Here is a 20,866-nt window from a genome sequence, read left to right as displayed (position 1 = left end):
TATGTCTTATATAAGACATCATTCATCTGTTTCTGGACTTAGTGATGGCGATGTGATGCAATCGCGCCCATGGCGCCCTTGCCCCCATCGTCCCTGCCTGAAACTTCCGCCTCGCCAGCCGAGTCGGGCGGGCCTGCCTTCAGCCCGCTCTATCAGCAGATCAAGGGGCTGATCCTGCGCAGTCTGCAGGCCGGTGAATGGAAGCCCGGCGAGGCGATTCCCAGCGAGGTGGAGCTGGCCGGGCGTTTCCGGGTCAGCCAGGGCACGGTGCGCAAGGCCATCGACGAGCTCGCGGCCGAGAATCTGCTGGTGCGGCGGCAGGGCAAGGGTACCTTTGTCGCGACGCATGCCGAGGAAAAGATCCAGTACCGCTTTCTGCGGCTGACGCCGGACGAGGGTGGCGAGATTTCGCCGGTCGAGCGCAAATTCATCGACTGCCGGCGCCTGCGCGCGCCGGCTGAAGTGGCCCGCGCGCTCGAGCTCAAGTCGGGCGATGCGGCGCTGCAGATCCGGCGCGTGCTCTATTTCAAGGGCCTGCCGGTGGTGCTGGACGACATCTGGCTGCACGGCCTGCTCTTCAAGGGGCTCACCGCCGAACGGCTGAGCGACTACCGCGGCCCGATGTATGGGCTGTTCGAGACCGAGTTCGGCGTGCGCATGATCCGCGCCGAAGAGAAGCTGCGCGCGGTCGCGGCCGACGCCACCAGCGCTGGCCTGCTGAACCTGCCCGAGGGCGCTCCCCTGCTGAGCGTCGAGCGCCTCTCACTCACCTACGGCGACAAGCCGGTCGAGTTCAGGCGCGGTCTCTACAACACGGCGTCGCATTTCTACCGCAACGAAGTCAGCTGAAGGTGCGGTGTTTGAATCCCTGAAGAGTCCGAATGCAGCTGCGTCTGCTGCGTTGCAATAAAATCCTCTGGTTTCACCGTCGTTACATCGCAAGAAGGTTGGGTATGCCTGAAATCCGAAAACAGCCCCCGGGGACCATGGGTCTCATCGACGCGCTCAAATACCGGCTTCCCCTCGCCGGCGTGGTGTCGATCCTGCACCGTGGCAGCGGCCTGATTCTTTTCCTGCTGCTGCCTTTTGTCATTTGGCTGTTCGACAAAAGCGTCACATCGGAAATTTCCTACGCTGAGTTCACCTCGACCTTCACGGCCGGCCTCGGTGTGCTGCCGGGCTGGTTCATGAAGGTGGTCGTGCTCGGCCTGATCTGGGCCTACCTGCACCACTTCGTCGCCGGCATCCGCTACCTGGTGATGGATGCCTTCCACACGGTGAGCAAGGACCAGGGCCGCAACTCCGCGATCGCCACGCTGGTCATCAGCCTGACGCTGACGCTGGTGCTGGGCTACAAGCTCTTCATGTACTGAGTCTCCCGAGAAACCCACGATGAGCAAAAACTACGGATCCCAGCGCCTGGTGGTGGGCGCACATTACGGGGCGCGCGACTGGCTCGCGCAGCGCATCACCGGTCTGCTGATGGCACTGTTCACGCTTGCGGTGATCGCCCAGGTCCTCTTTCCCTGGTATCGCAAGGAGCCGGACGGCGCCCGCGGCGCCGAGATCGTCGGCTATGACAAATGGGCCGGCATCTTCTCGCAGCAGTGGATGAAGGTGCTGACCTTCGCGGTCATCGTTTCGCTGGCCTACCACGCGTGGGTCGGCATGCGCGACATCTGGATGGACTATGTGAAGCCGGTGGGCCCCAAGCTCGCGCTGCACGTGGCCACCATCGTCTGGTTGGTCGGATGCGCCGGTTGGGCGATCCAAGTGCTGTGGAGGCTGTAATGCAAGTGGGAACTTCCGTCCCGAAACGCCGGTTTGATGTGGTCATCGTCGGGGCCGGCGGCTCCGGCATGCGGGCTTCGCTGCAGCTCTCGCTGGCTGGCCTCAACGTCGCCGTCCTGACCAAGGTCTTCCCGACCCGCTCGCACACCGTGGCCGCCCAGGGTGGCATCGGCGCCTCGCTCGGCAACATGTCCGAGGACAACTGGCACTATCACTTCTTCGATACCGTCAAGGGTTCCGACTGGCTCGGCGACCAGGACGCGATCGAGTTCATGTGCCGCGAAGCGCCGAAGGTGGTCTACGAGCTGGAGCACTTCGGCATGCCCTTCGACCGCAACCCGGACGGCACCATCTACCAGCGCCCCTTCGGCGGCCATACCGCGAACTACGGCGAGAAGCCGGTGCAGCGCGCCTGTGCGGCGGCCGACCGCACCGGCCACGCGCTGCTGCACACGCTCTACCAGCAGAACGTGCGCGCTCGCACCAACTTTTTCGTCGAGTGGATGGCGCTGGACCTGATCCGCGACGCCGATGGCGACGTGGTGGGCGTGACGGCGCTCGAGATGGAGACCGGCGAGGTCTACATCCTCGAAGCCAAGACGGTGCTGCTGGCCACCGGCGGGGCAGGGCGCATCTTCGCCGCCTCGACCAATGCCTTCATCAACACCGGCGACGGCCTGGGCATGGCGGCTCGTGCCGGCATCCCGCTCGAGGACATGGAGTTCTGGCAGTTCCACCCCACCGGCGTCGCCGGCGCGGGCGTGCTGCTGACCGAGGGCTGCCGCGGCGAAGGCGCGATCCTGCGCAACGCCAACGGCGAGCGCTTCATGGAGCGTTATGCGCCGACCCTGAAGGACCTGGCGCCGCGCGATTTCGTGTCGCGCTCGATGGACCAGGAGATCAAGGAAGGTCGCGGCTGCGGTCCCAACAAGGACTACGTGCTGCTGGACATGACCCACCTGGGTGCCGACACCATCATGAAGCGGCTGCCCTCGGTGTTCGAGATCGGCCACAACTTCGCCAACGTCGACATCACCAAGGAACCGATCCCCGTGGTGCCGACCATCCACTACCAGATGGGCGGTATCCCGACCAACGTCCACGGCCAGGTGGTGGTGCCGAAGAACGGCGTGCCCAACGACATCATCAACGGGCTGTACGCGGTGGGCGAGTGCTCCTGCGTGAGCGTGCACGGCGCCAACCGCCTGGGCACCAACTCGCTGCTCGACCTGGTGGTGTTCGGCCGTGCCGCCGGCAACCACATCGTCGACTTCAACCTGAAGAACAAGAGCCACAAGCCGCTGCCCAAGGACGCCGCCGATCGCACCCTGGCCCGGCTGGCCCGGCTCGACTCGGCCGCCAGCGGCGAGTACGCGCAGGACGTCGCCAACGACATCCGCACCAGCATGCAGGCCCACGCCGGCGTCTTCCGCACCCAGGCGAGCATGGACGAAGGCGTCAAGAAGATCCTCGAGATCGACCAGCGTGTCGGCAGCATCGGTCTGAAGGACAAGTCCAAGGTGTTCAACACCGCCCGCGTCGAGGCGCTGGAGGTCGAAAACCTGATCGAGGCCGCCAAGGCGACCATGATTTCGGCCGCCGCCCGCAAGGAAAGCCGGGGTGCGCATGCGCACAACGACTTCCCCAACCGGGACGACGAGAACTGGATCAAGCACACGCTGTTCTACAGCGAGGGCAATCGCCTCGACTACAAGCCGGTGAACATGAAACCGCTGACGGCGGAATCGATTCCGCCCAAGGTCCGTACTTTCTGACGCGGCAGCACGCAGGAACCCACGATGAGCCAGAAACGCACTTTCTCGATCTACCGCTACGATCCGGACAAGGACGCCAAGCCCTACATGCAGACGCTCGAGATCGAACTCGACGGCAATGAGCGCATGCTGCTGGACGCCCTGGTCAAGCTCAAGGCGGTCGACCCGACCCTCTCGTTCCGCCGCTCCTGCCGTGAAGGCGTGTGCGGCTCGGACGCGATGAACATCAACGGCAAGAACGGCCTGGCCTGCCTGACCAACATGCGCACGCTCAAGGACCCGATCGTGCTGCGCCCCTTGCCCGGCCTGCCCGTGATCCGCGACCTGATCGTGGACATGACGCAGTTTTTCACCCAGTACCACTCGATCAAGCCCTACCTGGTCAACGACACGCCGCCGCCCGAGAAGGAGCGCCTGCAGTCGCCCGAGGAGCGCGAGGAGCTCGACGGCCTCTACGAGTGTATCCTGTGCGCGAGCTGCTCGACGAGCTGCCCGAGCTTCTGGTGGAACCCGGACAAGTTTGTCGGCCCGGCCGGCCTGCTGCAGGCCTACCGCTTCATCGCCGACAGCCGCGACCAGGCCACCAACGAGCGGCTGGACAACCTGGAAGATCCGTACCGGCTGTTCCGCTGCCACACCATCATGAACTGCGTCGACGTCTGCCCGAAGGGCCTCAACCCCACCAAGGCGATCGGCAAGATCAGGGAACTGATGGTGCGCCGCGCGGTGTAATGCCGGCGTGCTTGTTCCATTGACAGCAGCCTCTATCATGGACGACACAAGGCTCGACGAACGTTCTCTCAGCAAGCTGCGCTGGCGCTGCCGGCGCGGCCTGCTCGAGAACGATTTGTTCGTCGAGCGGTTTTTTGCGCGCTACGAAAGCACCCTGACGGTGCGGCAGGCCGAAGGCCTGGTGGCGCTCATGGACCTGTCCGACAACGATTTGCTGGACCTGCTGCTGGCGCGCAGGGAGCCGGAGGGGGAACTCAACCGGCCCGAGGTCCGCGACGTACTCCTCCAGATGCGCCAGCCAGCTTAAACGTTTCTCGAAAAACCAAGGAAATGCCATGACTCCGTCAGACGTGAAAGCGAACCTCTCGTTCTCCGATGGCAGCCCCAGCATGGAGCTGCCCATCTACAAGGGAACCATCGGACCGGATGTCATCGACATCCGCAAGCTGTACGCGCAGACCGGCAAGTTCACCTACGACCCGGGCTTCCTGTCCACCGCGTCCTGCAACTCCGCGATCACGTACATCGACGGCGACAAGGGCGAGCTGCTGTACCGCGGCTACCCCATCGAGCAGCTGGCGGTGAACTGCGACTTCCTCGAGACCTGCTACCTGCTGCTGTACGGGGACCTGCCGGACGCGGCCCAGAAGGCCGACTTCGTCCAGCGCGTGACCAACCACACGATGGTCAACGAGCAGATGCAGTTTTTCCTGCGCGGCTTCCGTCGTGACGCCCACCCGATGGCGGTGCTGACCGGTCTGGTCGGCGGGCTGTCGGCCTTCTATCACGACAGCACCGACATCAACAATCCGGAGCACCGGGAGATCTCGGCCATCCGCCTGATCGCCAAGCTGCCGACCCTGGTGTCGATGGCCTACAAGTACTCGATCGGCCAGCCCTATATCTACCCGAAGAACTCGCTGTCCTACGCCGCGAACTTCACCCGCATGATGTTCGCGACGCCTTGCGAGGACTACGAGCCGAACGAGGTCGTGGTGCGCGCGCTGGACCGCATTTTCATCCTGCACGCCGACCACGAGCAGAACGCGTCGACCTCGACCGTGCGCCTGTGCGGTTCCTCGGGCACCAACCCCTTCGCGGCGATCGCCGCCGGCGTGGCCTGCCTGTGGGGCCCGGCCCACGGCGGTGCGAACGAGGCCTGCCTGAACATGCTGGAGGATATCCAGCAGATGGGTGGCGTCGCCAAGATCGGCGAGTTCATCAGCAAGGTCAAGGACAAGAACTCCGGCGTGCGCCTGATGGGCTTCGGCCACCGGGTCTACAAGAACTACGACCCGCGCGCCAAGCTGATGCGCGAAACCTGCCACGAGGTGCTCAACGAGCTGGGCCTGGGCAACGACCCGCTGTTCAAGCTCGCGATGGAGCTCGAGAAGATCGCGCTGGAAGACGAATACTTCGTCGCCCGCAAGCTCTACCCGAACGTCGACTTCTACTCCGGCATCGTGCAGCGCGCGATCGGCATCCCGGTGTCGCTGTTCACCGCGATCTTCGCGCTGGCCCGCACGGTCGGCTGGATTGCGCAGCTCAACGAGATGATCGGCGACCCCGAGTACAAGATCGGCCGTCCGCGCCAGCTCTACGTCGGCGCGACCAAGCGCGACGTCAAACCCATCGGTCAGCGAGGCTGACGGGCCCCGGGGCAGGCCCGCCTGCCCAAGAACACACTAAAACCCCGGCTCCCGCGCCGGGGTTTTTGCTTATTCACAACTAAAATTGGCGATTCGCGCGCCGCGCGAACCTTCCCACGAGCCTGAGAACGCGAGTCAACCATGGGCCGCACGCTTTACGACAAGATCTGGGACGAGCACGTCGTCCACACCGAGGAAGACGGCACCGCCGTCCTGTACATCGACCGCCACCTGCTGCACGAGGTGACCAGTCCGCAGGCCTTCGAAGGCGTCGAAGTTGCGGGCCGCAAGATCTGGCGGCTCTCGGCCAACCTGGCAGTGAGCGATCACAACGTGCCCACCACCGACCGTCGCCAGGGCATCGCCGACCCGGTCTCCCGCCTGCAGGTCGACACTCTGGACGCGAACTGCGACCGCGTCGGCATCACGCAGTTCAAGATGAACGACAAGCGCCAGGGCATCGTTCACGTGATCGGCCCGGAGCAGGGCGCCACCCTGCCGGGCATGACGGTCGTCTGCGGCGACTCCCACACGTCCACCCACGGCGCCTTCGGCGCGCTGGCGCACGGCATCGGCACCAGCGAGGTGGAGCACGTGCTGGCGACCCAGACCCTGCTGGCCAAGAAGGCGAAAAACATGCGCATCGTGGTCGAGGGCCAGCTCGGCCGCGGCTGCAGCGCCAAGGACATCGTGCTGGCGATCATCGGCCGCATCGGCACCGCCGGCGGCACCGGCTACACCATCGAGTTCGCCGGCAGCGCGATCCGGGCGCTCAGCATGGAAGGTCGCATGACGGTCTGCAACATGGCCATCGAGGCGGGCGCGCGCGCCGGGCTGGTGGCCGTGGACGAGACCACGATCCAGTACGTCAAGGGCCGTCCCTTCTCGCCCTCGGGTGTCGAGTGGGACCAGGCCGTGGCCTACTGGCGCACCCTCCACTCCGACCCGGACGCTCACTGGGATGCGGTGGTCGAACTCGACGCGACGCAGATCCGTCCCCAGGTGACGTGGGGGACCTCGCCCGAAATGGTCGTTTCGGTCGAGGACCGCGTGCCGGATCCCGAGAAGGAGAAGGACGCCGTCAAGCGCAGCGCGATGGAGCGGGCACTGCAGTACATGGCGCTGGAGCCGAACAAGGCGGTCAACGACATCCGGATCGACAAGGTCTTCATCGGGTCGTGCACCAATTCGCGCATCGAGGACATCCGCGAGGCGGCCGCGATCGTGCGGCGCATCGGCGGTCGGGTGGCGTCCAACGTCAAGCTCGCGATGGTGGTGCCGGGCTCGGGCCTGGTGAAGGAGCAGGCCGAGCGCGAAGGGCTGGACCAGGTCTTCAAGGCGGCCGGCTTCGAGTGGCGCGAGCCCGGTTGCTCGATGTGCCTGGCAATGAACGCGGACCGGCTGGAGCCGGGCGAGCGCTGCGCCTCCACCTCCAACCGCAACTTCGAAGGCCGCCAGGGCGCCGGCGGGCGCACCCATCTGGTCAGCCCGGCGATGGCCGCCGCGGCCGCGATGCAGGGCCACTTCGTCGACGTGCGGCGCCTGGCCTGACCCGTCCCGGGAACAAGAGTTAGACATCATGCAAGCATTCCGAGTGCACAAGGGCCTGGTCGCGCCGATGGACCGGGAAAACGTCGACACCGACGCCATCATTCCCAAGCAATTCCTCAAGTCGATCAAGCGGACCGGCTTCGGCCCCAATCTGTTCGACGAGTGGCGCTACCTGGACGTCGGCGAGCCCGGACAGGATCCGGCCAGCCGCCGGCCCAACCCCGACTTCGTGCTGAACCAGCCGCGCTACCAGGGCGCCTCCATCCTGCTGGCGCGCAAGAACTTCGGCTGCGGCTCCAGCCGCGAGCACGCACCCTGGGCGATCGAACAGTACGGCTTTCGCGCGCTGATCGCGCCCAGTTACGCTGATATCTTCTTCAACAACTGCTTCAAGAACGGCCTGCTGCCCATCGTGCTGCCTGAGCACGAGGTGGCGCGATTGTTCGACGAGGTGTTCGCCTTCGTGGGCTACCAGCTGAGCGTGGACCTGGAGCGCCAGGTGGTGGTGAAGCCCGACGGAACCGAGCTGCCCTTCGAGGTGCAGCCTTTCCGCAAGTACTGCTTGCTCAACGGCCTCGACGACATCGGCCTGACCCTGCGCCATGCCGACAAGATCAAGGCCTACGAGGCCGAGCGGCTCGCCACCAAACCCTGGCTGAACCATCGGATCGTCTAGCCGGGTTGATCGACCGGCGGGCTCCGATGGTGGCGCCGCCCGCCTCGCAGGGCGGGTCGGCGCCTGGCTTTTTCAGGCGGGTGATTTTTTGCAGACCCGCCTCCCTGAAAGGACAGACATGAAGATTGCCGTATTGCCGGGCGACGGCATCGGGACCGAGATCGTTGCCGAGGCGGTCAAGGTGCTGCGTGCCCTCGACCTGCAGATCGAGATGGAGGAGGCCAAGGTTGGTGGTGCCGCCTATGAGGCCCACGGCCATCCCCTGCCCGAATCCACGCTCAAGCTCGCGAAGCAGGCCGACGCCGTGCTGTTCGGCGCTGTCGGCGACTGGAAATACGACAAGCTGGAGCGCTCGCTGCGGCCGGAGCAGGCCATCCTGGGCCTGCGCAAGCACCTGGAGCTGTTCGCCAATTTCCGCCCGGCGATCTGCTACGAGGAGCTGACCCACGCCTCCAGCCTCAAGCCCGAGCTGGTCGCGGGCCTGGACATCCTGATCATTCGGGAGCTGACGGGCGACATCTACTTCGGCCAGCCACGTGGCCGCCGCAGTGCCCCGGACGGCGCCTTCGCCGGCCAGCCGGAGGCTTTCGATACCATGCGCTACAGCCGCCCGGAAATCGAGCGCATCGCCCATGTGGCCTTCCAGGCGGCCCGCAAGCGCGGCAAGAAGGTCACCAGTGTCGACAAGGCCAATGTGCTGGAGACCTTCCAGTTCTGGAAGGACGTGGTGACCGAGGTGCACACGCAGTACCCGGACGTCGAGCTGGAGCACATGTACGTCGACAATGCCGCCATGCAGCTGGTGAAGGCGCCGAAGAAGTTCGATGTGCTATTTACCGGAAACATGTTCGGCGACATCCTCAGTGACGAAGCAGCGATGCTGACCGGCTCGATCGGCATGCTGCCGTCGGCTTCGCTGAACGCCCGTGGGCAGGGCCTGTACGAGCCGAGCCACGGTTCGGCGCCCGACATCGCGGGGCAGGGCGTCGCGAATCCGCTGGCCACCATCCTGAGCGCCGCGATGATGCTGCGTTTCAGCCTGAACCAGCCGGAAGCCGCTGAGCGAATCGACAGGGCCGTGAAAAGCGTACTGGCGCAAGGCCTGCGTACCGCCGATATTTATAGCGATGGCACGACAAAAGTCGGGACGAAGGAGATGGGCGACGCTGTGGTCGCCCGTTTGAAAGCGCAAGACTGACCTTCAGACCCGCCCGGGCTGTGCCCGGGCCGATCACGACGGCCGCCGCAGCGGCTCCGGCAGGAGCGGAGCCCCCTCACGCGGCGGCGCGGGCGAAACACCGATAGATACAGGATCGATAAATGACGACGACTTTGGTTGGACTGGTGGGCTGGCGCGGCATGGTCGGCTCCGTCCTGATGGACCGGATGCAGCAGGAGAATGACTTTGCGCTGATCGAGCCGGTCTTTTTCAGCACCAGCAATGCCGGCGGCGCGGCCCCGGCAATGGCCAAGAACGAAACCACGCTGAAGGACGCCTTCGACATCGAGGCGCTGAAGCGCTGCGACATCATCATCACCGCACAGGGCGGCGACTACACCACCGAGGTCTTTCCCAAGCTGCGTGCTGCCGGCTGGAAGGGGCACTGGATCGATGCCGCCTCCACCCTGCGGATGAAGGACGACGCCATCATCGTGCTCGACCCGGTCAACCTGCCGGTCATCAAGAACTCGCTCGCGCAGGGCGGACGCAACTGGATCGGCGGCAACTGCACGGTCAGCTGCATGCTGATGGGCGTCGGTGCCCTCTACAAGGCCGGGCTGGTCGAGTGGATGAGCACCATGACTTACCAGGCCGCCTCCGGCGGCGGCGCCCAGCACATGCGCGAACTGCTGACCCAGTTCGGCACGTTGAACGCCGAGGTCCGGCCGCTGCTGGACGACCCGAAGAGCGCGATCCTCGAAATCGACCGGCGCATCATCGGCAAGCAGCGCGGCCTGTCCGCCGACGAGACGGCCCACTTCGGCGTGCCGCTGGCCGGCAGCCTGATTCCCTGGATCGACAAGGATCTCGGCAACGGCACCAGCAAGGAAGAGTGGAAGGGCGGCGCCGAGACCAACAAGGTCCTGGGCATCGGCGAGGGGTTTGGCAGCGCCGGCATCCCGGTGGACGGTTTCTGCGTGCGCATCGGTGCGATGCGCTGCCACAGTCAAGCGCTCACTTTCAAGCTCAAGAAAGACGTGCCGCTGGCCGATATCGAAGCGATGATCGCCAACGACAACGCCTGGGTCAAAGTGGTACCGAACACCCGGGAGGCCACCCTCCGCGACCTGACGCCGGTGGCGGTCACCGGAACGCTCAGCATTCCGGTCGGTCGTCTGCGCAAGATGGCGATGGGCCCCGAGTACCTCGGTGCTTTCACCATCGGCGACCAGCTGCTGTGGGGCGCGGCCGAGCCGCTGCGCCGCATGCTGCGTATCCTGCTTGACGCCTGAGGTGCAGGCACGGAGGCGTTGTGCACGCGAGACATCTTGGGAACCAAGCTACTCCGCGTTACAACGCCTTTGTCGGGCTCGGAATGTAGCAATTGCATGAGCTTGTCAGCGTATCTGCTTGATGTTATTGTAATTTCTGCATTTCCGACCGGCTTTTTTGCAGGCCAATCCGACCATAATGAAAGCTTCGCACGTTCGGCCGCTTGATCCATTGGGAGACGCCTTGAAACGAAACACACGATCCGTAGGGCGTTTCGCTCTGTCAGGGGTGGCCGCTGCCGCCATGTTTTTGGCTGCCGGCAGCGCTTCGGCGCTCGGGCTGGGCCGCCTGAACGTGCAGTCGGCGCTGGGCGAAAGCCTGCGTGCCGAGATCGACATCACGAGCATGACGCCCGAGGAAGAGGCGCAGTTCCGGGCCCGTGTTGCCGCGCCCGACGCCTACCGCGCCGCCGGGGTCGACTACAACGGCGTGCTGCCCGGCACCCAGGTCTCGCTGCAGCGCCGACCCGACGGCCGGCCCTATCTGCGCATCGTCAGCGACCGGGTCGTGCAAGAGCCCTTCGTCGACATGATTCTCGAAATGTCCTGGGCTTCCGGCCGGCTGGTGCGCGAGTACACCTTGCTGCTGGATCCGCCCCAGTCGCGCCAGGCCGCCGCACCGTCGGCCGCGCCGGCGCTGTCGAGCGACAACGGCGGTGCCACGTCGGCCAACGGGCGCTCTCGCGCCGCCGGCAGCGGCCTGGAGGCGCCCCCCGCGCCGGCGCCGCGTGCTCCGCGGGCCACCGCCGAACGCCGTCCAGAGCCGGCGCCCCGCCCCCCCCAGGACACGCCGCGCACGGCAGCTTCCGGTAGCAGCGAGGATGAATACACCGTGCGGCGCGGCGATACGCTGTCTTCCATCGCCGGCCGCGTGCAGCGTTCGGGCGTGTCGCTCGATCAGATGCTGGTGGCGCTCTACCGCCACAACCCCGATGCCTTCATCGCCGACAACCTCAACCGGCTGAAGGCCGGTGTGGTGCTGAGTGTGCCGAGCGCCGAGCAGGCCCAGGGGGTCTCACCCACCGAGGCGCGCCAGGTGATCCAGGCGCAGAGCGCCGACTTCGCCGCCTATCGCCAGCGCCTGGCCGGCGCGGTGCCGGCGGCCGGCACCGACGAACCCGGCCGCCAGGCCTCGGGCAAGGTCGAAGGCGCGGTCCAGGACCAGAAGCAGGCGGCGGCGCAGACGCCCGACCGGCTGACGCTCAGCAAGGGTGCCCTCGGCGCCCAGGGAGCGCCGTCGACCGAAGACCGCATCGCGCAAGAGCGTGCCAAGCGGGAAGGTGACACCCGTGTTGCCGAGCTCTCGAAGAACCTGAAGGAACTGCAGCAGATCAATCCGAAGTCGGGCGCTGGCTCGGGCGGAGCCGGCAAGGGCACCGGTTCGCCCGCCGCCGCGCCCGCCCCGGCCGCGGCCTCGGTGCCCGGCGTGCAGGTCCCGGCTGCGCCGCCTGTCACTGCGGCCCCTGCGCCGGCCGCGGCTGCGTCCTTGCCGGCTCCTGCGCCGGTCGAAGCGCCGTCGGTGGCGTCCGAACCCACGACCGCGGCGTCGGCCGAAGCACTGGCCTCCGCGCCGGAGACCGCCCCGGTGCCCCCCCCGAAGCGGCGTCCGAGCCGGCGCCGGCAGTCGCGCCGCCCGCTCCGGAGCCGGTCCAGGCGGCGGATGAGCCCGGCGTGCTCGACGCCCTGAAGGACAACCTGGCGCTGATCGGCGGCGCGCTGGCGGCGCTGCTGCTGGGCGGCTTCGCCCTGCACCGCGTGCGTTCGAAGGCCAAGAAGGACAGCGGCGAGACCTCCTTCCTGGAGAGCCGCCTGCAGCCCGATTCCTTCTTCGGCGCCAGCGGCGGCCAGCGCATCGACACCAAGGACGCCTCCGGCGCGCCGTCTTCTCTGAGCTATTCGCTGAGCCAACTCGACGCGATCGGCGACGTGGATCCGGTGGCCGAGGCCGACGTCTACCTGGCCTATGGCCGTGACCTGCAGGCCGAGGAAATCCTCAAGGAAGCGATGCGCGCCACGCCCGACCGGCTGGCGATCCGCACCAAGCTGCTCGAGGTGTATGCCAAGCGCCGCGACACCAAGGGCTTCGAACTGCTTGCGACGCAGCTGTACGGCCTGACCGGTGGTCAGGGTGAAGACTGGGCGCGAGCCCAGGAACTGGGCCGCCAGGTCGATCCCGACAATACGCTCTACCAGCCCGGCGGTGCCCCGGCCGACGCGCGTGTGGCCAGTGTGCCGGCCGAACCGCTCGGCGCGACGACGATGCCGCACTCGGTGATGCCGGGCGCCTCCAAATTCGAGCAGCCGCCGGCCGCCGATGCCGGTGTCGACCTCGACATCGACCTGCCGGTCGACCAGCCGCCGCCCGCGGCGCCGCTGAACCTGGACGACACCAAGCCGTTCAGCCCGGCGTCGCCGTCGGCGCTGCCGGACTTCGACCTGCCGGCGCCTGCCCCGACCTCGTCGGCCGGTGTGCGGGATCTGGACATGTCCTTCGACCTGCCGGACCTGCCTGCGGAACCGGTGCGCCAGCCCGAGCCCGCCGCGTCCAACGCGATGGACTTCAACCTCGACGACATCTCGCTCGACCTCGACACGCCGAAGACCGACGAGACCACACGCATCCAGGCGCCGTCCTCGCAGCCGGCCCAGTTCGACGCGCTGCCCGACTTCGAGCTGGGTGACGTCGAGGATTCCGGCGATCCGCTGGCCCGCAAGCTGGAGCTGGCCGAGGAGTTCCGCCAGATCGGCGACCGCGAAGGTGCCCGCGAACTGCTTCAGGAGGTCGTCACCCGCTCCAGCGGCGCCCTGAAGGCCAAGGCGCAAACCATGCTGGCCGAGCTGGCCTGAGCGGGTGCAACCACGCCCTTGAGGATCGCCCTCGGCATCACCTACCGCGGCACCGCCTACCAGGGCTGGCAGAGCCAGCCCGGTGGGCAGACCGTGCAGGACCACCTGGAAGACGCCCTGAGCCGGTTCGCCGGCCAGGGCGTTCGCACGCTCTGCGCCGGGCGCACCGACGCCGGCGTGCACGGGCTCAACCAGGTGGTGCACTTCGATACCGAGATCGAGCGCGCCGATTTCTCCTGGGTGCGCGGCCCCAACACCTTCCTGCCGCCGGACATCGCGGTGCAATGGTGTCAGCGGGTGCCCGAGCACTTCCATGCCCGCAACAGCGCACTGGGGCGGCGCTACCGCTACATCGTGCGCGAGGCGGCGGTGCGTCCGGCGCTTGAAACCGGTTTCGCCGGCTGGGTGTTCCGGCCGCTCGACGGCGAGCGCCTGCGCGAGGCCGCGGCCCTGCTGATCGGCGAGCACGACTTCAGCGCCTTCCGTTCCTCGGAGTGCCAGGCCAAGTCGCCGGTCAAGACCTTGCGCGAGATCTCCATCACCCGCCATGGTGCCTACTGGCGCTTCGAATTCGAGGCCAGTGCCTTCCTGCACCACATGGTGCGCAACCTGATGGGCTGCCTGCTCGCGGTGGGCAGCGGCAGCCAGCCGGTCGCCTGGGTCGCCGAGGTGCTGGCCTCGCGCGACCGCAAGCTCGCGGCGCCGACCTTCGCCCCTGACGGGCTCTATTTCATGGGACCGCGCTACGATGCCGCCTTCGGCCTGCCGGAGACCGTGGCGTCGTCCGACTGGCTGCCCTGACGGTCGAGGCGCTTTTCCATGCATCAACGCACACGCATCAAGATCTGCGGACTGACCCGCGAAGCCGATGTCGACGCGGCTGTCGAAGCCGGTGCCGACGCCATCGGCCTGGTCTTCTACGCGCGCAGCCCCCGACACGTGACGCTGGAGCGCGCGGTCGCGCTGGCGCAGCGCCTGCCCAGCTTCGTCACGCCGGTCGGGCTGTTCGTCAACGCCGATCCGGCCGAGGTCCGCGCCGCCTGCGAGGCGGTGCCCCACCTGCTGCTGCAGTTCCACGGCGACGAGGAGGTCGAGCACTGCAAAGCCGCCGGCCGCCCCTACCTCCGGGCGGCGCGCATGGCCCCCGGCTTCGATTTGCTACACTTTGCCGGTCAATACGCCACCGCCCAGGCACTCCTGCTGGATGCCCATGTCGAAGGTTACGGTGGCGGCGGAAAGGCTTTCGATTGGTCACTCATTCCACCAAACGTGCCTCGTCCGGTCGTTTTGTCTGGTGGGTTAACGCCTGCAAACGTGACCGATGGGGTGCTTCAGGTCCGGCCCTGGGCCGTTGATGTGAGTTCCGGCGTGGAGAGCGCGAAGGGCATCAAGGACCCCCTCGCGATCCGCCGGTTCTGTGAAGCCGTCCGCGAAGCCGATGCACGCATCGCCTCGGCCGGCAGCTGAAACACCCGAATCACCTGAAGCCATGAACGAATACCAGCAACCCGATGCCCACGGGCATTTCGGGCCCTATGGCGGTTCTTTCGTCGCCGAGACCCTGGTCCACGCGCTGGACGAGTTGAAGGCGGCCTACGAGAAGTACCGCAAGGACCCCGACTTCCTCGCCGAATTCCGCAGCGAGCTGTCCCACTACGTCGGCCGGCCCAGCCCGGTCTACCACGCGGCGCGCACCAGCCGGGAGATGGGCGGCGCGCAGATCTATCTGAAGCGCGAGGACCTGAACCACACCGGTGCGCACAAGGTCAACAACACGATCGGCCAGGCCCTGCTGGCGCGCCGCATGGGCAAGCCGCGTGTCATTGCCGAAACCGGTGCCGGCCAGCACGGCGTCGCGACCGCAACCATCTGCGCGCGCTACGGCATGGAGTGCATCGTCTATATGGGCAGCGAGGACGTGAAGCGCCAGTCGCCCAACGTCTACCGCATGCACTTGCTGGGCGCCAAGGTGGTGCCGGTGGAAAGCGGCTCCAAGACCTTGAAGGATGCGCTCAACGAGGCGCTGCGCGACTGGGTCACCAACGTCGAGAACACCTTCTACATCATCGGCACGGTGGCGGGCCCGCATCCGTATCCGGCGATGGTGCGCGACTTCCAGAGCGTGATCGGCGAGGAGTGCCTGCAGCAGATGCCCGAGCTGTGCGGCCGCCAGCCGGACGCGGTGGTCGCCTGTGTCGGCGGCGGCAGCAATGCGATGGGCATCTTCTACCCCTACATCGGCCATGCCGGCACGCGTTTGATCGGCGTCGAGGCGGCCGGGGAGGGCCTGGACACCGGTCGCCATGCGGCTTCGCTGAGCGCCGGTTCGCCCGGTGTGCTGCACGGCAACCGGACCTATCTGCTGCAGGACGACAACGGCCAGGTGATCGAGACCCACTCCGTCTCCGCCGGCCTCGACTATCCCGGCGTCGGCCCGGAACACGCCTGGCTGAAGGACATCGGCCGGGCCGAGTACGTCGGCATCACCGACGAGGAAGCGCTGCACGCCTTCCACTACCTGTGCCGCACCGAGGGCATCATCCCGGCGCTGGAGTCCAGCCATGCCGTCGCCCATGCGATGAAACTGGCCAAGACCATGCGCCCGGACCAGTCGATCCTGGTGTGCCTGTCGGGCCGCGGGGACAAGGACATCGGCACGGTGGCGGGCCTGGCCGGCATCAACCCGATGTCGACCGCGCAGCCGGGGGGCGCGAAATGAGCCGCATCGAACAGACCTTCAAGACGCTCGCGGCGCAGGGCCGCAAGGCGCTGATCCCCTACGTCACGGCTGGCGACCCCTATCCCGAGACCACCGTCGAGCTGTTGCTCGCGCTGGCCGACGCGGGCGCCGACGTGATCGAGCTGGGCGTGCCCTTCTCGGACCCGATGGCCGACGGTCCGGTGATCCAGAAAGCCTCCGAGCGGGCCTTGGCCAAGGGCATCGGCATGGCGCAGGTGCTGGACTATGTGCGCCGCTTCCGTGAGCGCAACCAGACCACGCCGCTGGTGCTGATGGGCTATGCCAATCCGGTCGAGCGCTACGACCAGCGCCACGGCGAGGATGCCTTTGTCAATGCCGCGCAGGCTGCTGGCGTCGACGGCGTGCTGGTGGTCGACTACCCGCCCGAGGAGTGCGAGGTCTTTGCCGCGCACCTGAAGTCGCGCGGGCTGGACCCGATCTTCCTGCTTGCCCCGACCTCGACCGAGCAGCGCATGAAGGACATCGGCCGCATCGCCAGCGGTTATGTCTACTATGTCTCTCTCAAGGGCGTGACCGGTGCCGGCCACCTCGACACCGAGGCGGTGGCGCGCATGGTGCCGCGCATCAAGGCGCATGTGAGCGTGCCGGTGGGTGTCGGTTTCGGCATCCGCGACGCGGCCACCGCGCGGGCGGTCGGCGCCTCGGCGGATGCGGTCGTGATCGGCTCCCGCCTGGTCCAATTGCTCGAAGACCAACCGGCCGCGAATGTGGCGGCCACCGGGGCGCGGTTCATCGCGGAGATCCGCGCCGCCCTCGACACCCTCAACGAAGGAGTGAACGCATGAGCTGGTTAGAAAAACTGCTGCCTCCCAAGATCCAGCAGACCGACCCGGCCGAACGCCGCTCGGTGCCCGAGGGCCTGTGGGTCAAGTGCCCGTCCTGCGAGACGGTGCTCTACAAGACCGACCTGGAGCAGAACGTCTATGTCTGCCCGAAGTGCTCGCACCACCACCGCATCAGCGCCCGTGCGCGGCTCGACAAGTTCCTCGATCCCGAGGGCCGCTACGAGATCGGGCAGGAGGTCATCCCGGTCGATGCGCTGAAGTTCAAGGACAGCAAGAAGTACCCCGACCGCCTGAAGGACGCGCTGGAGAACACCGGCGAGACCGATGCCCTGATCGTGATGGGCGGCGCGGTGCACAGCCTGCCGGTGGTCGCGGCCTGCTTCGAGTTCGACTTCATGGGCGGCTCGATGGGCTCGGTCGTCGGCGAGCGTTTCGTGCGCGGCGTCGAGACGGCCTGCGAGCAGAAGACGCCCTTCATCTGCTTCACCGCCACCGGCGGCGCGCGCATGCAGGAAGGCCTGCTGAGCCTGATGCAGATGGCCAAGACCAACGCTGCGCTGACCCGCCTGGCGAAGGCGAAACTGCCCTACATCAGCGTGCTGACCGACCCCACCATGGGCGGCGTGTCGGCCAGCTTCGCCTTCATGGGCGATATCGTGATGGCCGAGCCCAAGGCGCTGATCGGCTTCGCCGGGCCGCGCGTGATCGAGAACACCGTGCGCGAGAAGCTGCCTGAGGGTTTCCAGCGTTCGGAGTTCCTGCTCCACAAGGGCGCCCTCGACATGATCGTCGACCGTCGCGAACTGCGCGGCACCGTGGCCCGTGCGTTGGCGATGCTGCAGCGCCAGCCGGCCGACGCGGTCGCCTGAGGCCGCCGCGGCCCCGGCCGTCCTGCACAGGCTCCCGGGCCGGCATCCGCCGGCCCGTTTTTCGTTCCGGCCCGGCGGCGATGCCTTCGAGCCGGCGGGTTATGTCCCCCCCGCTACCATAACGCCCCATGTCCGACGCCAGCTCCGAAGCCAGCCCTCCCGCCCCGCCCGCCACGCTCGCCGACTGGCTGGCTCACTGCGAGCGCCTGCACCCCAGCACGATCGACCTGACGCTGGAGCGGGTGGCAGCGGTGGCCCGGCGCCTGGACCTGCGCTTCGAATGCCCGGTTTTCACCGTCGCGGGCACCAATGGCAAGGGGTCGACCTGCGCGATGCTGGAGGCCATCCTGCAGCAGTCGGGCTACCGCACCGGCGTCTACACCTCGCCGCACCTGGTGCATTTCGAGGAGCGCTGCCGCATCAACGCCGAGGTCGTCAAGGCCGGGTTGCTGCTGCCGCACTTCGCCGCGGTGGAGCAAGCGCGGGAGGGCGCCCAGCTGACGTACTTCGAGTTCACCACGCTGGCCATCCTGCGCCTGCTGTCGCAGTGCGGCCTGGACGCGGTCGTGCTGGAAGTCGGGCTGGGCGGGCGGCTCGACGCGGTCAACGTCATCGACACGGACTGTGCCATCCTGACCAGCATCGATCTGGACCACATGGACTTCCTCGGCCCCGATCGCGAGTCCATCGGCCGCGAGAAGGCCGGCATCATGCGCCCCGGCCGCCCCGTCGTGGTGAGCGACCCGGTGCCGCCGCAGAGCGTGCTGAGCCACGCCGAGGCGATCGGCGCCGATCTCTGGCGTTTCGGCCAGGACTACAACTACGCCGGCCAGCAGGGCAGCGGCGGCAACTGGCAGCAATGGTCCTGGGCCGGGCGCAGCAAGCGCTACACCGGTCTGGCCTACCCGGCACTGCGCGGCGCCAACCAGCTGATCAATGCCTCCGGTGTGCTGGCGGCGCTGGAAGCGCTGCGCGAGCGGCTGCCGGTGACCGCCCAGGCGGTGCGCACCGGGCTCGCGCTGGTGGAGCTGCCCGGGCGCTTCCAGATCGTGCCCGGACAGCCCACCCTGGTGCTGGACGTCGCCCACAACCCGCACGCGGTGGCGACGCTGGCGCAGAACCTCGACCAGATGGGCTACTACCCGCGCACCCTGGCCGTCTTCGGTGCGATGGCGGACAAGGACAGCGGCGGCATCCTGCAGCGCCTGCTGCCGATGGTGGACAACTGGTACTTCACCGACCTGCCCACCGCGCGGGCCAGCTCGGCGGCCGAGCTGATGCAGCGCTGGCAGGCCCTGCCGAAAACAGGCGCCGGAGCTGCGCAAAAAGCCACAGCGAGCTGCCATGTCGACCCGATGTCGGCCCTGCAGGCGGCCCTCGGCGAGGCAGACCCCACTGATAGAATCGTGGTGTTCGGCTCCTTCTACACGGTGGGCGGCGTGCTGCAGAACGGCACCCCCCGCCTCGCCGCGAAACACCTCGGCTGACGCTGTCTCCCATTCTTTCCGATCGAAGCCACGCGGCCTCGCCTTTCGGCGTCAAGGCCGCAGCCATTACCTGACAAACGCATGGGTCTGCTCTCCTTCTTCAAGCGTTCCGCGGCCGCCCCCGGCGCCACGCCCGGGGCCACCTCGAACCAGGAGTCGATCGACCAGGCGCGCACCCGTGCGCGCCACCGCCTGATCGGCGCGGCCGTGCTGGTCGGCATCGGAGTGATCGGCTTCCCGCTGCTGTTCGAGACCCAGCCCCGGCCCATCGGCGTCGACCTGCCGATCGAGATCCCGAAGAAGGACGCGGTGCCGCCGCTGGTCGTGCCGCCGCCTCAGCCCGTGACCGAAACGCCCGCTCCTGCGCCCGAGCCGACGCCGGCGGCCCGGCCGACCGAAGTGATCGACGAATCCTCCGCCGAGTCCGGCGGTGATGCGGCACCTCCCGCGCCTGCCGCCTCGGAGTCACGCGTGACGGTCGCGCCCCCGGCCGCGGAGCCTCCCAAGCCGGCGGCCCGGCCGGAGCCGAAACCCGATCCCAAGCCGGCGCCCAAACCCGAAGTGAAGCCCGAAGCCAAGCCGGCCCCCCGTCCCGAGCCGGCCCGGCCGACGCCCGCCGAGGCGGCGCGCGCCCAGGCCTTGCTGGAAGGCAAGGAGACGCCGCGTTCGGAAGCCGCCAAGCCGGCGGCCGACAACGGCCGCTTCATCGTCCAGGTGGGCGCCTACGGCGAGCAGGGCAGCGCCCGCGAGGCGCGCCTGAAGGTCGAGCGCCTGGGCCTGAAGACCTATACCCAGGTGGTGCAAACGGCCGACGGCCAGCGCATCCGTGTGCGGGTCGGCCCCTTCGCCTCGCGCAGCGAGGCCGAGCAGGCGGCCGGCAAGATCAAGGCGGCCGGCCTGCCCTCGGCCCTGCTGGCGCTGTAGGGCCAGGGCCATGGACCTCGGCTGGGTCGATCTCGCGCTGCTGGCGCTGCTGCTGGTCTCGCTGATCATCGGCGTGATGCGCGGGCTGGTGTTCGAAGTGCTGTCCATCGCCGGCTGGGTGGTGTCCTATGTGGCCGCCCAGTGGCTCACGCCGCAACTGGCGCCCCGCGTGCCGGTCGGGGTGCCGGGCTCGGTGCTCAACCACGTCGCGACCTTCGGCATCGTGTTTGTCGCCACGCTGATCCTCTGGGGCCTGCTGGCCTGGCTGATCAAGCGCCTGGTGCATGCGAGCGTACTGAGCGCGGCGGACCGTGTGATGGGCGCAGGTTTTGGCCTGGTGCGGGGCTTGTTGATTGCATTGGTGATCGCCACCTTGGTGGCGTGGACGCCGCTGGCGCGCAGCGCGGCGTGGCGGGAATCTCACGGCGCAGCGATGCTGCAGAGGGTGATCAGCGGGCTGAAGCCGCTGATGCCCGCCGTCTTGGCGCAGCAGCTGCCGGGCTAGGGCCGGCAGCACAACTTCTGG

The 20,866-nt window shown here is 67.4% G+C and carries 20 protein-coding genes and 1 pseudogene; all 21 read left to right on the top strand.

Translation table 11 applies throughout. The features are described 5' to 3' along the window. The first annotated feature begins 69 nt into the window (after nucleotides 1-69). The 21 genes and pseudogenes from OOT46_RS10620 to OOT46_RS10520 all read left to right on the top strand — a co-directional run bounded on the left by OOT46_RS10620 (nucleotide 70) and on the right by OOT46_RS10520 (nucleotide 20,845). Nucleotides 70-849 carry a GntR family transcriptional regulator gene (locus OOT46_RS10620; RefSeq protein WP_265403565.1) on the top strand — a complete coding sequence of 260 codons (780 nt, stop codon included), beginning with the start codon at nucleotides 70-72 and terminating at the stop codon, nucleotides 847-849. A 104-nt stretch (nucleotides 850-953) separates the two neighbouring features. Further along, entirely contained in the window at nucleotides 954-1,373 is a 420-nt protein-coding gene (gene sdhC, locus OOT46_RS10615; protein ID WP_416136176.1) for a succinate dehydrogenase, cytochrome b556 subunit, read from the top strand. Between the two features lie 19 nt (nucleotides 1,374-1,392). After that, nucleotides 1,393-1,791, top strand: coding sequence for a succinate dehydrogenase, hydrophobic membrane anchor protein (sdhD, locus tag OOT46_RS10610; protein WP_265403563.1), 399 nt, complete (start codon nucleotides 1,393-1,395; stop codon nucleotides 1,789-1,791). Next, nucleotides 1,791-3,566 carry a succinate dehydrogenase flavoprotein subunit gene (sdhA, locus tag OOT46_RS10605; RefSeq protein ID WP_265403562.1) on the top strand — a complete coding sequence of 592 codons (1,776 nt, stop codon included), beginning with the start codon at nucleotides 1,791-1,793 and terminating at the stop codon, nucleotides 3,564-3,566. Before sdhD ends, sdhA begins: the two co-directional genes overlap by 1 nt. Nucleotides 3,567-3,590: 24 nt before the next feature. Beyond that, nucleotides 3,591-4,298 (top strand): succinate dehydrogenase iron-sulfur subunit, encoded by a 708-nt coding sequence (locus OOT46_RS10600; protein ID WP_265403561.1) that lies wholly within the window; start codon nucleotides 3,591-3,593, stop codon nucleotides 4,296-4,298. A gap of 37 nt (nucleotides 4,299-4,335) precedes the next feature. Next, nucleotides 4,336-4,605, top strand: coding sequence for a succinate dehydrogenase assembly factor 2 (locus OOT46_RS10595; protein WP_265403560.1), 270 nt, complete (start codon nucleotides 4,336-4,338; stop codon nucleotides 4,603-4,605). A 28-nt stretch (nucleotides 4,606-4,633) separates the two neighbouring features. Continuing rightward, nucleotides 4,634-5,947, top strand: a complete 1,314-nt coding sequence (locus OOT46_RS10590) for a citrate synthase (protein ID WP_265403559.1) — start codon at nucleotides 4,634-4,636, stop codon at nucleotides 5,945-5,947. Between the two features lie 141 nt (nucleotides 5,948-6,088). After that, on the top strand, nucleotides 6,089-7,498 hold the full coding sequence (gene leuC / locus OOT46_RS10585) for a 3-isopropylmalate dehydratase large subunit (RefSeq protein WP_265403558.1): 1,410 nt from the start codon (nucleotides 6,089-6,091) through the stop codon (nucleotides 7,496-7,498). A 28-nt stretch (nucleotides 7,499-7,526) separates the two neighbouring features. Continuing rightward, nucleotides 7,527-8,174 (top strand): 3-isopropylmalate dehydratase small subunit, encoded by a 648-nt coding sequence (gene leuD / locus OOT46_RS10580; RefSeq protein ID WP_265403557.1) that lies wholly within the window; start codon nucleotides 7,527-7,529, stop codon nucleotides 8,172-8,174. A gap of 118 nt (nucleotides 8,175-8,292) precedes the next feature. Next, complete coding sequence (gene leuB / locus OOT46_RS10575) at nucleotides 8,293-9,372, top strand: 3-isopropylmalate dehydrogenase (RefSeq protein ID WP_265403556.1); 1,080 nt, start codon at nucleotides 8,293-8,295, stop codon at nucleotides 9,370-9,372. Between the two features lie 122 nt (nucleotides 9,373-9,494). Further along, the gene (asd, locus tag OOT46_RS10570; protein WP_265403555.1) at nucleotides 9,495-10,628 is read left to right on the top strand and encodes an aspartate-semialdehyde dehydrogenase; all 1,134 of its coding nucleotides are present in this window, start codon (nucleotides 9,495-9,497) and stop codon (nucleotides 10,626-10,628) included. A gap of 283 nt (nucleotides 10,629-10,911) precedes the next feature. Further along, complete coding sequence (locus OOT46_RS10565; protein ID WP_265403554.1) at nucleotides 10,912-12,354, top strand: FimV family protein; 1,443 nt, start codon at nucleotides 10,912-10,914, stop codon at nucleotides 12,352-12,354. Next, nucleotides 12,339-13,514: a FimV/HubP family polar landmark protein gene (locus OOT46_RS10560; RefSeq protein WP_265403553.1), complete on the top strand. Its 1,176-nt coding sequence runs from the start codon at nucleotides 12,339-12,341 to the stop codon at nucleotides 13,512-13,514. The genes OOT46_RS10565 and OOT46_RS10560 overlap by 16 nt, the downstream gene beginning before the upstream one ends. A gap of 18 nt (nucleotides 13,515-13,532) precedes the next feature. After that, the gene (gene truA, locus OOT46_RS10555) at nucleotides 13,533-14,315 is read left to right on the top strand and encodes a tRNA pseudouridine(38-40) synthase TruA (RefSeq protein ID WP_265403552.1); all 783 of its coding nucleotides are present in this window, start codon (nucleotides 13,533-13,535) and stop codon (nucleotides 14,313-14,315) included. 18 nt (nucleotides 14,316-14,333) lie between these two features. Next, a complete protein-coding gene (locus OOT46_RS10550; protein WP_265403551.1) occupies nucleotides 14,334-14,981 on the top strand; it encodes a phosphoribosylanthranilate isomerase in 648 nt (215 codons plus the stop codon). 22 nt (nucleotides 14,982-15,003) lie between these two features. Continuing rightward, nucleotides 15,004-16,222, top strand: a pseudogene (gene trpB / locus OOT46_RS10545) (tryptophan synthase subunit beta); the annotation flags it as partial. A 7-nt stretch (nucleotides 16,223-16,229) separates the two neighbouring features. Then, nucleotides 16,230-17,060: a tryptophan synthase subunit alpha gene (gene trpA / locus OOT46_RS10540; protein WP_265403549.1), complete on the top strand. Its 831-nt coding sequence runs from the start codon at nucleotides 16,230-16,232 to the stop codon at nucleotides 17,058-17,060. Further along, the gene (gene accD, locus OOT46_RS10535) at nucleotides 17,057-17,929 is read left to right on the top strand and encodes an acetyl-CoA carboxylase, carboxyltransferase subunit beta (protein WP_265403548.1); all 873 of its coding nucleotides are present in this window, start codon (nucleotides 17,057-17,059) and stop codon (nucleotides 17,927-17,929) included. The genes trpA and accD overlap by 4 nt, the downstream gene beginning before the upstream one ends. 128 nt (nucleotides 17,930-18,057) lie before the next feature. Continuing rightward, a complete protein-coding gene (folC, locus tag OOT46_RS10530) occupies nucleotides 18,058-19,416 on the top strand; it encodes a bifunctional tetrahydrofolate synthase/dihydrofolate synthase (protein ID WP_265403547.1) in 1,359 nt (452 codons plus the stop codon). An 81-nt stretch (nucleotides 19,417-19,497) separates the two neighbouring features. Further along, a complete protein-coding gene (locus OOT46_RS10525; RefSeq protein WP_265403546.1) occupies nucleotides 19,498-20,340 on the top strand; it encodes an SPOR domain-containing protein in 843 nt (280 codons plus the stop codon). Nucleotides 20,341-20,350: 10 nt separating this feature from the next. After that, entirely contained in the window at nucleotides 20,351-20,845 is a 495-nt protein-coding gene (locus OOT46_RS10520) for a CvpA family protein (RefSeq protein ID WP_265403545.1), read from the top strand. Nucleotides 20,846-20,866 lie beyond the last annotated feature (21 nt).

The organism is Aquabacterium sp. A7-Y (genome assembly GCF_026153205.1).
In the GTDB taxonomy this organism is placed as follows: domain Bacteria; phylum Pseudomonadota; class Gammaproteobacteria; order Burkholderiales; family Burkholderiaceae_C; genus Caldimonas.
Note: the sequence above shows the minus strand (reverse complement) of the source record. Positions and strands in the feature narration are given on the sequence as shown.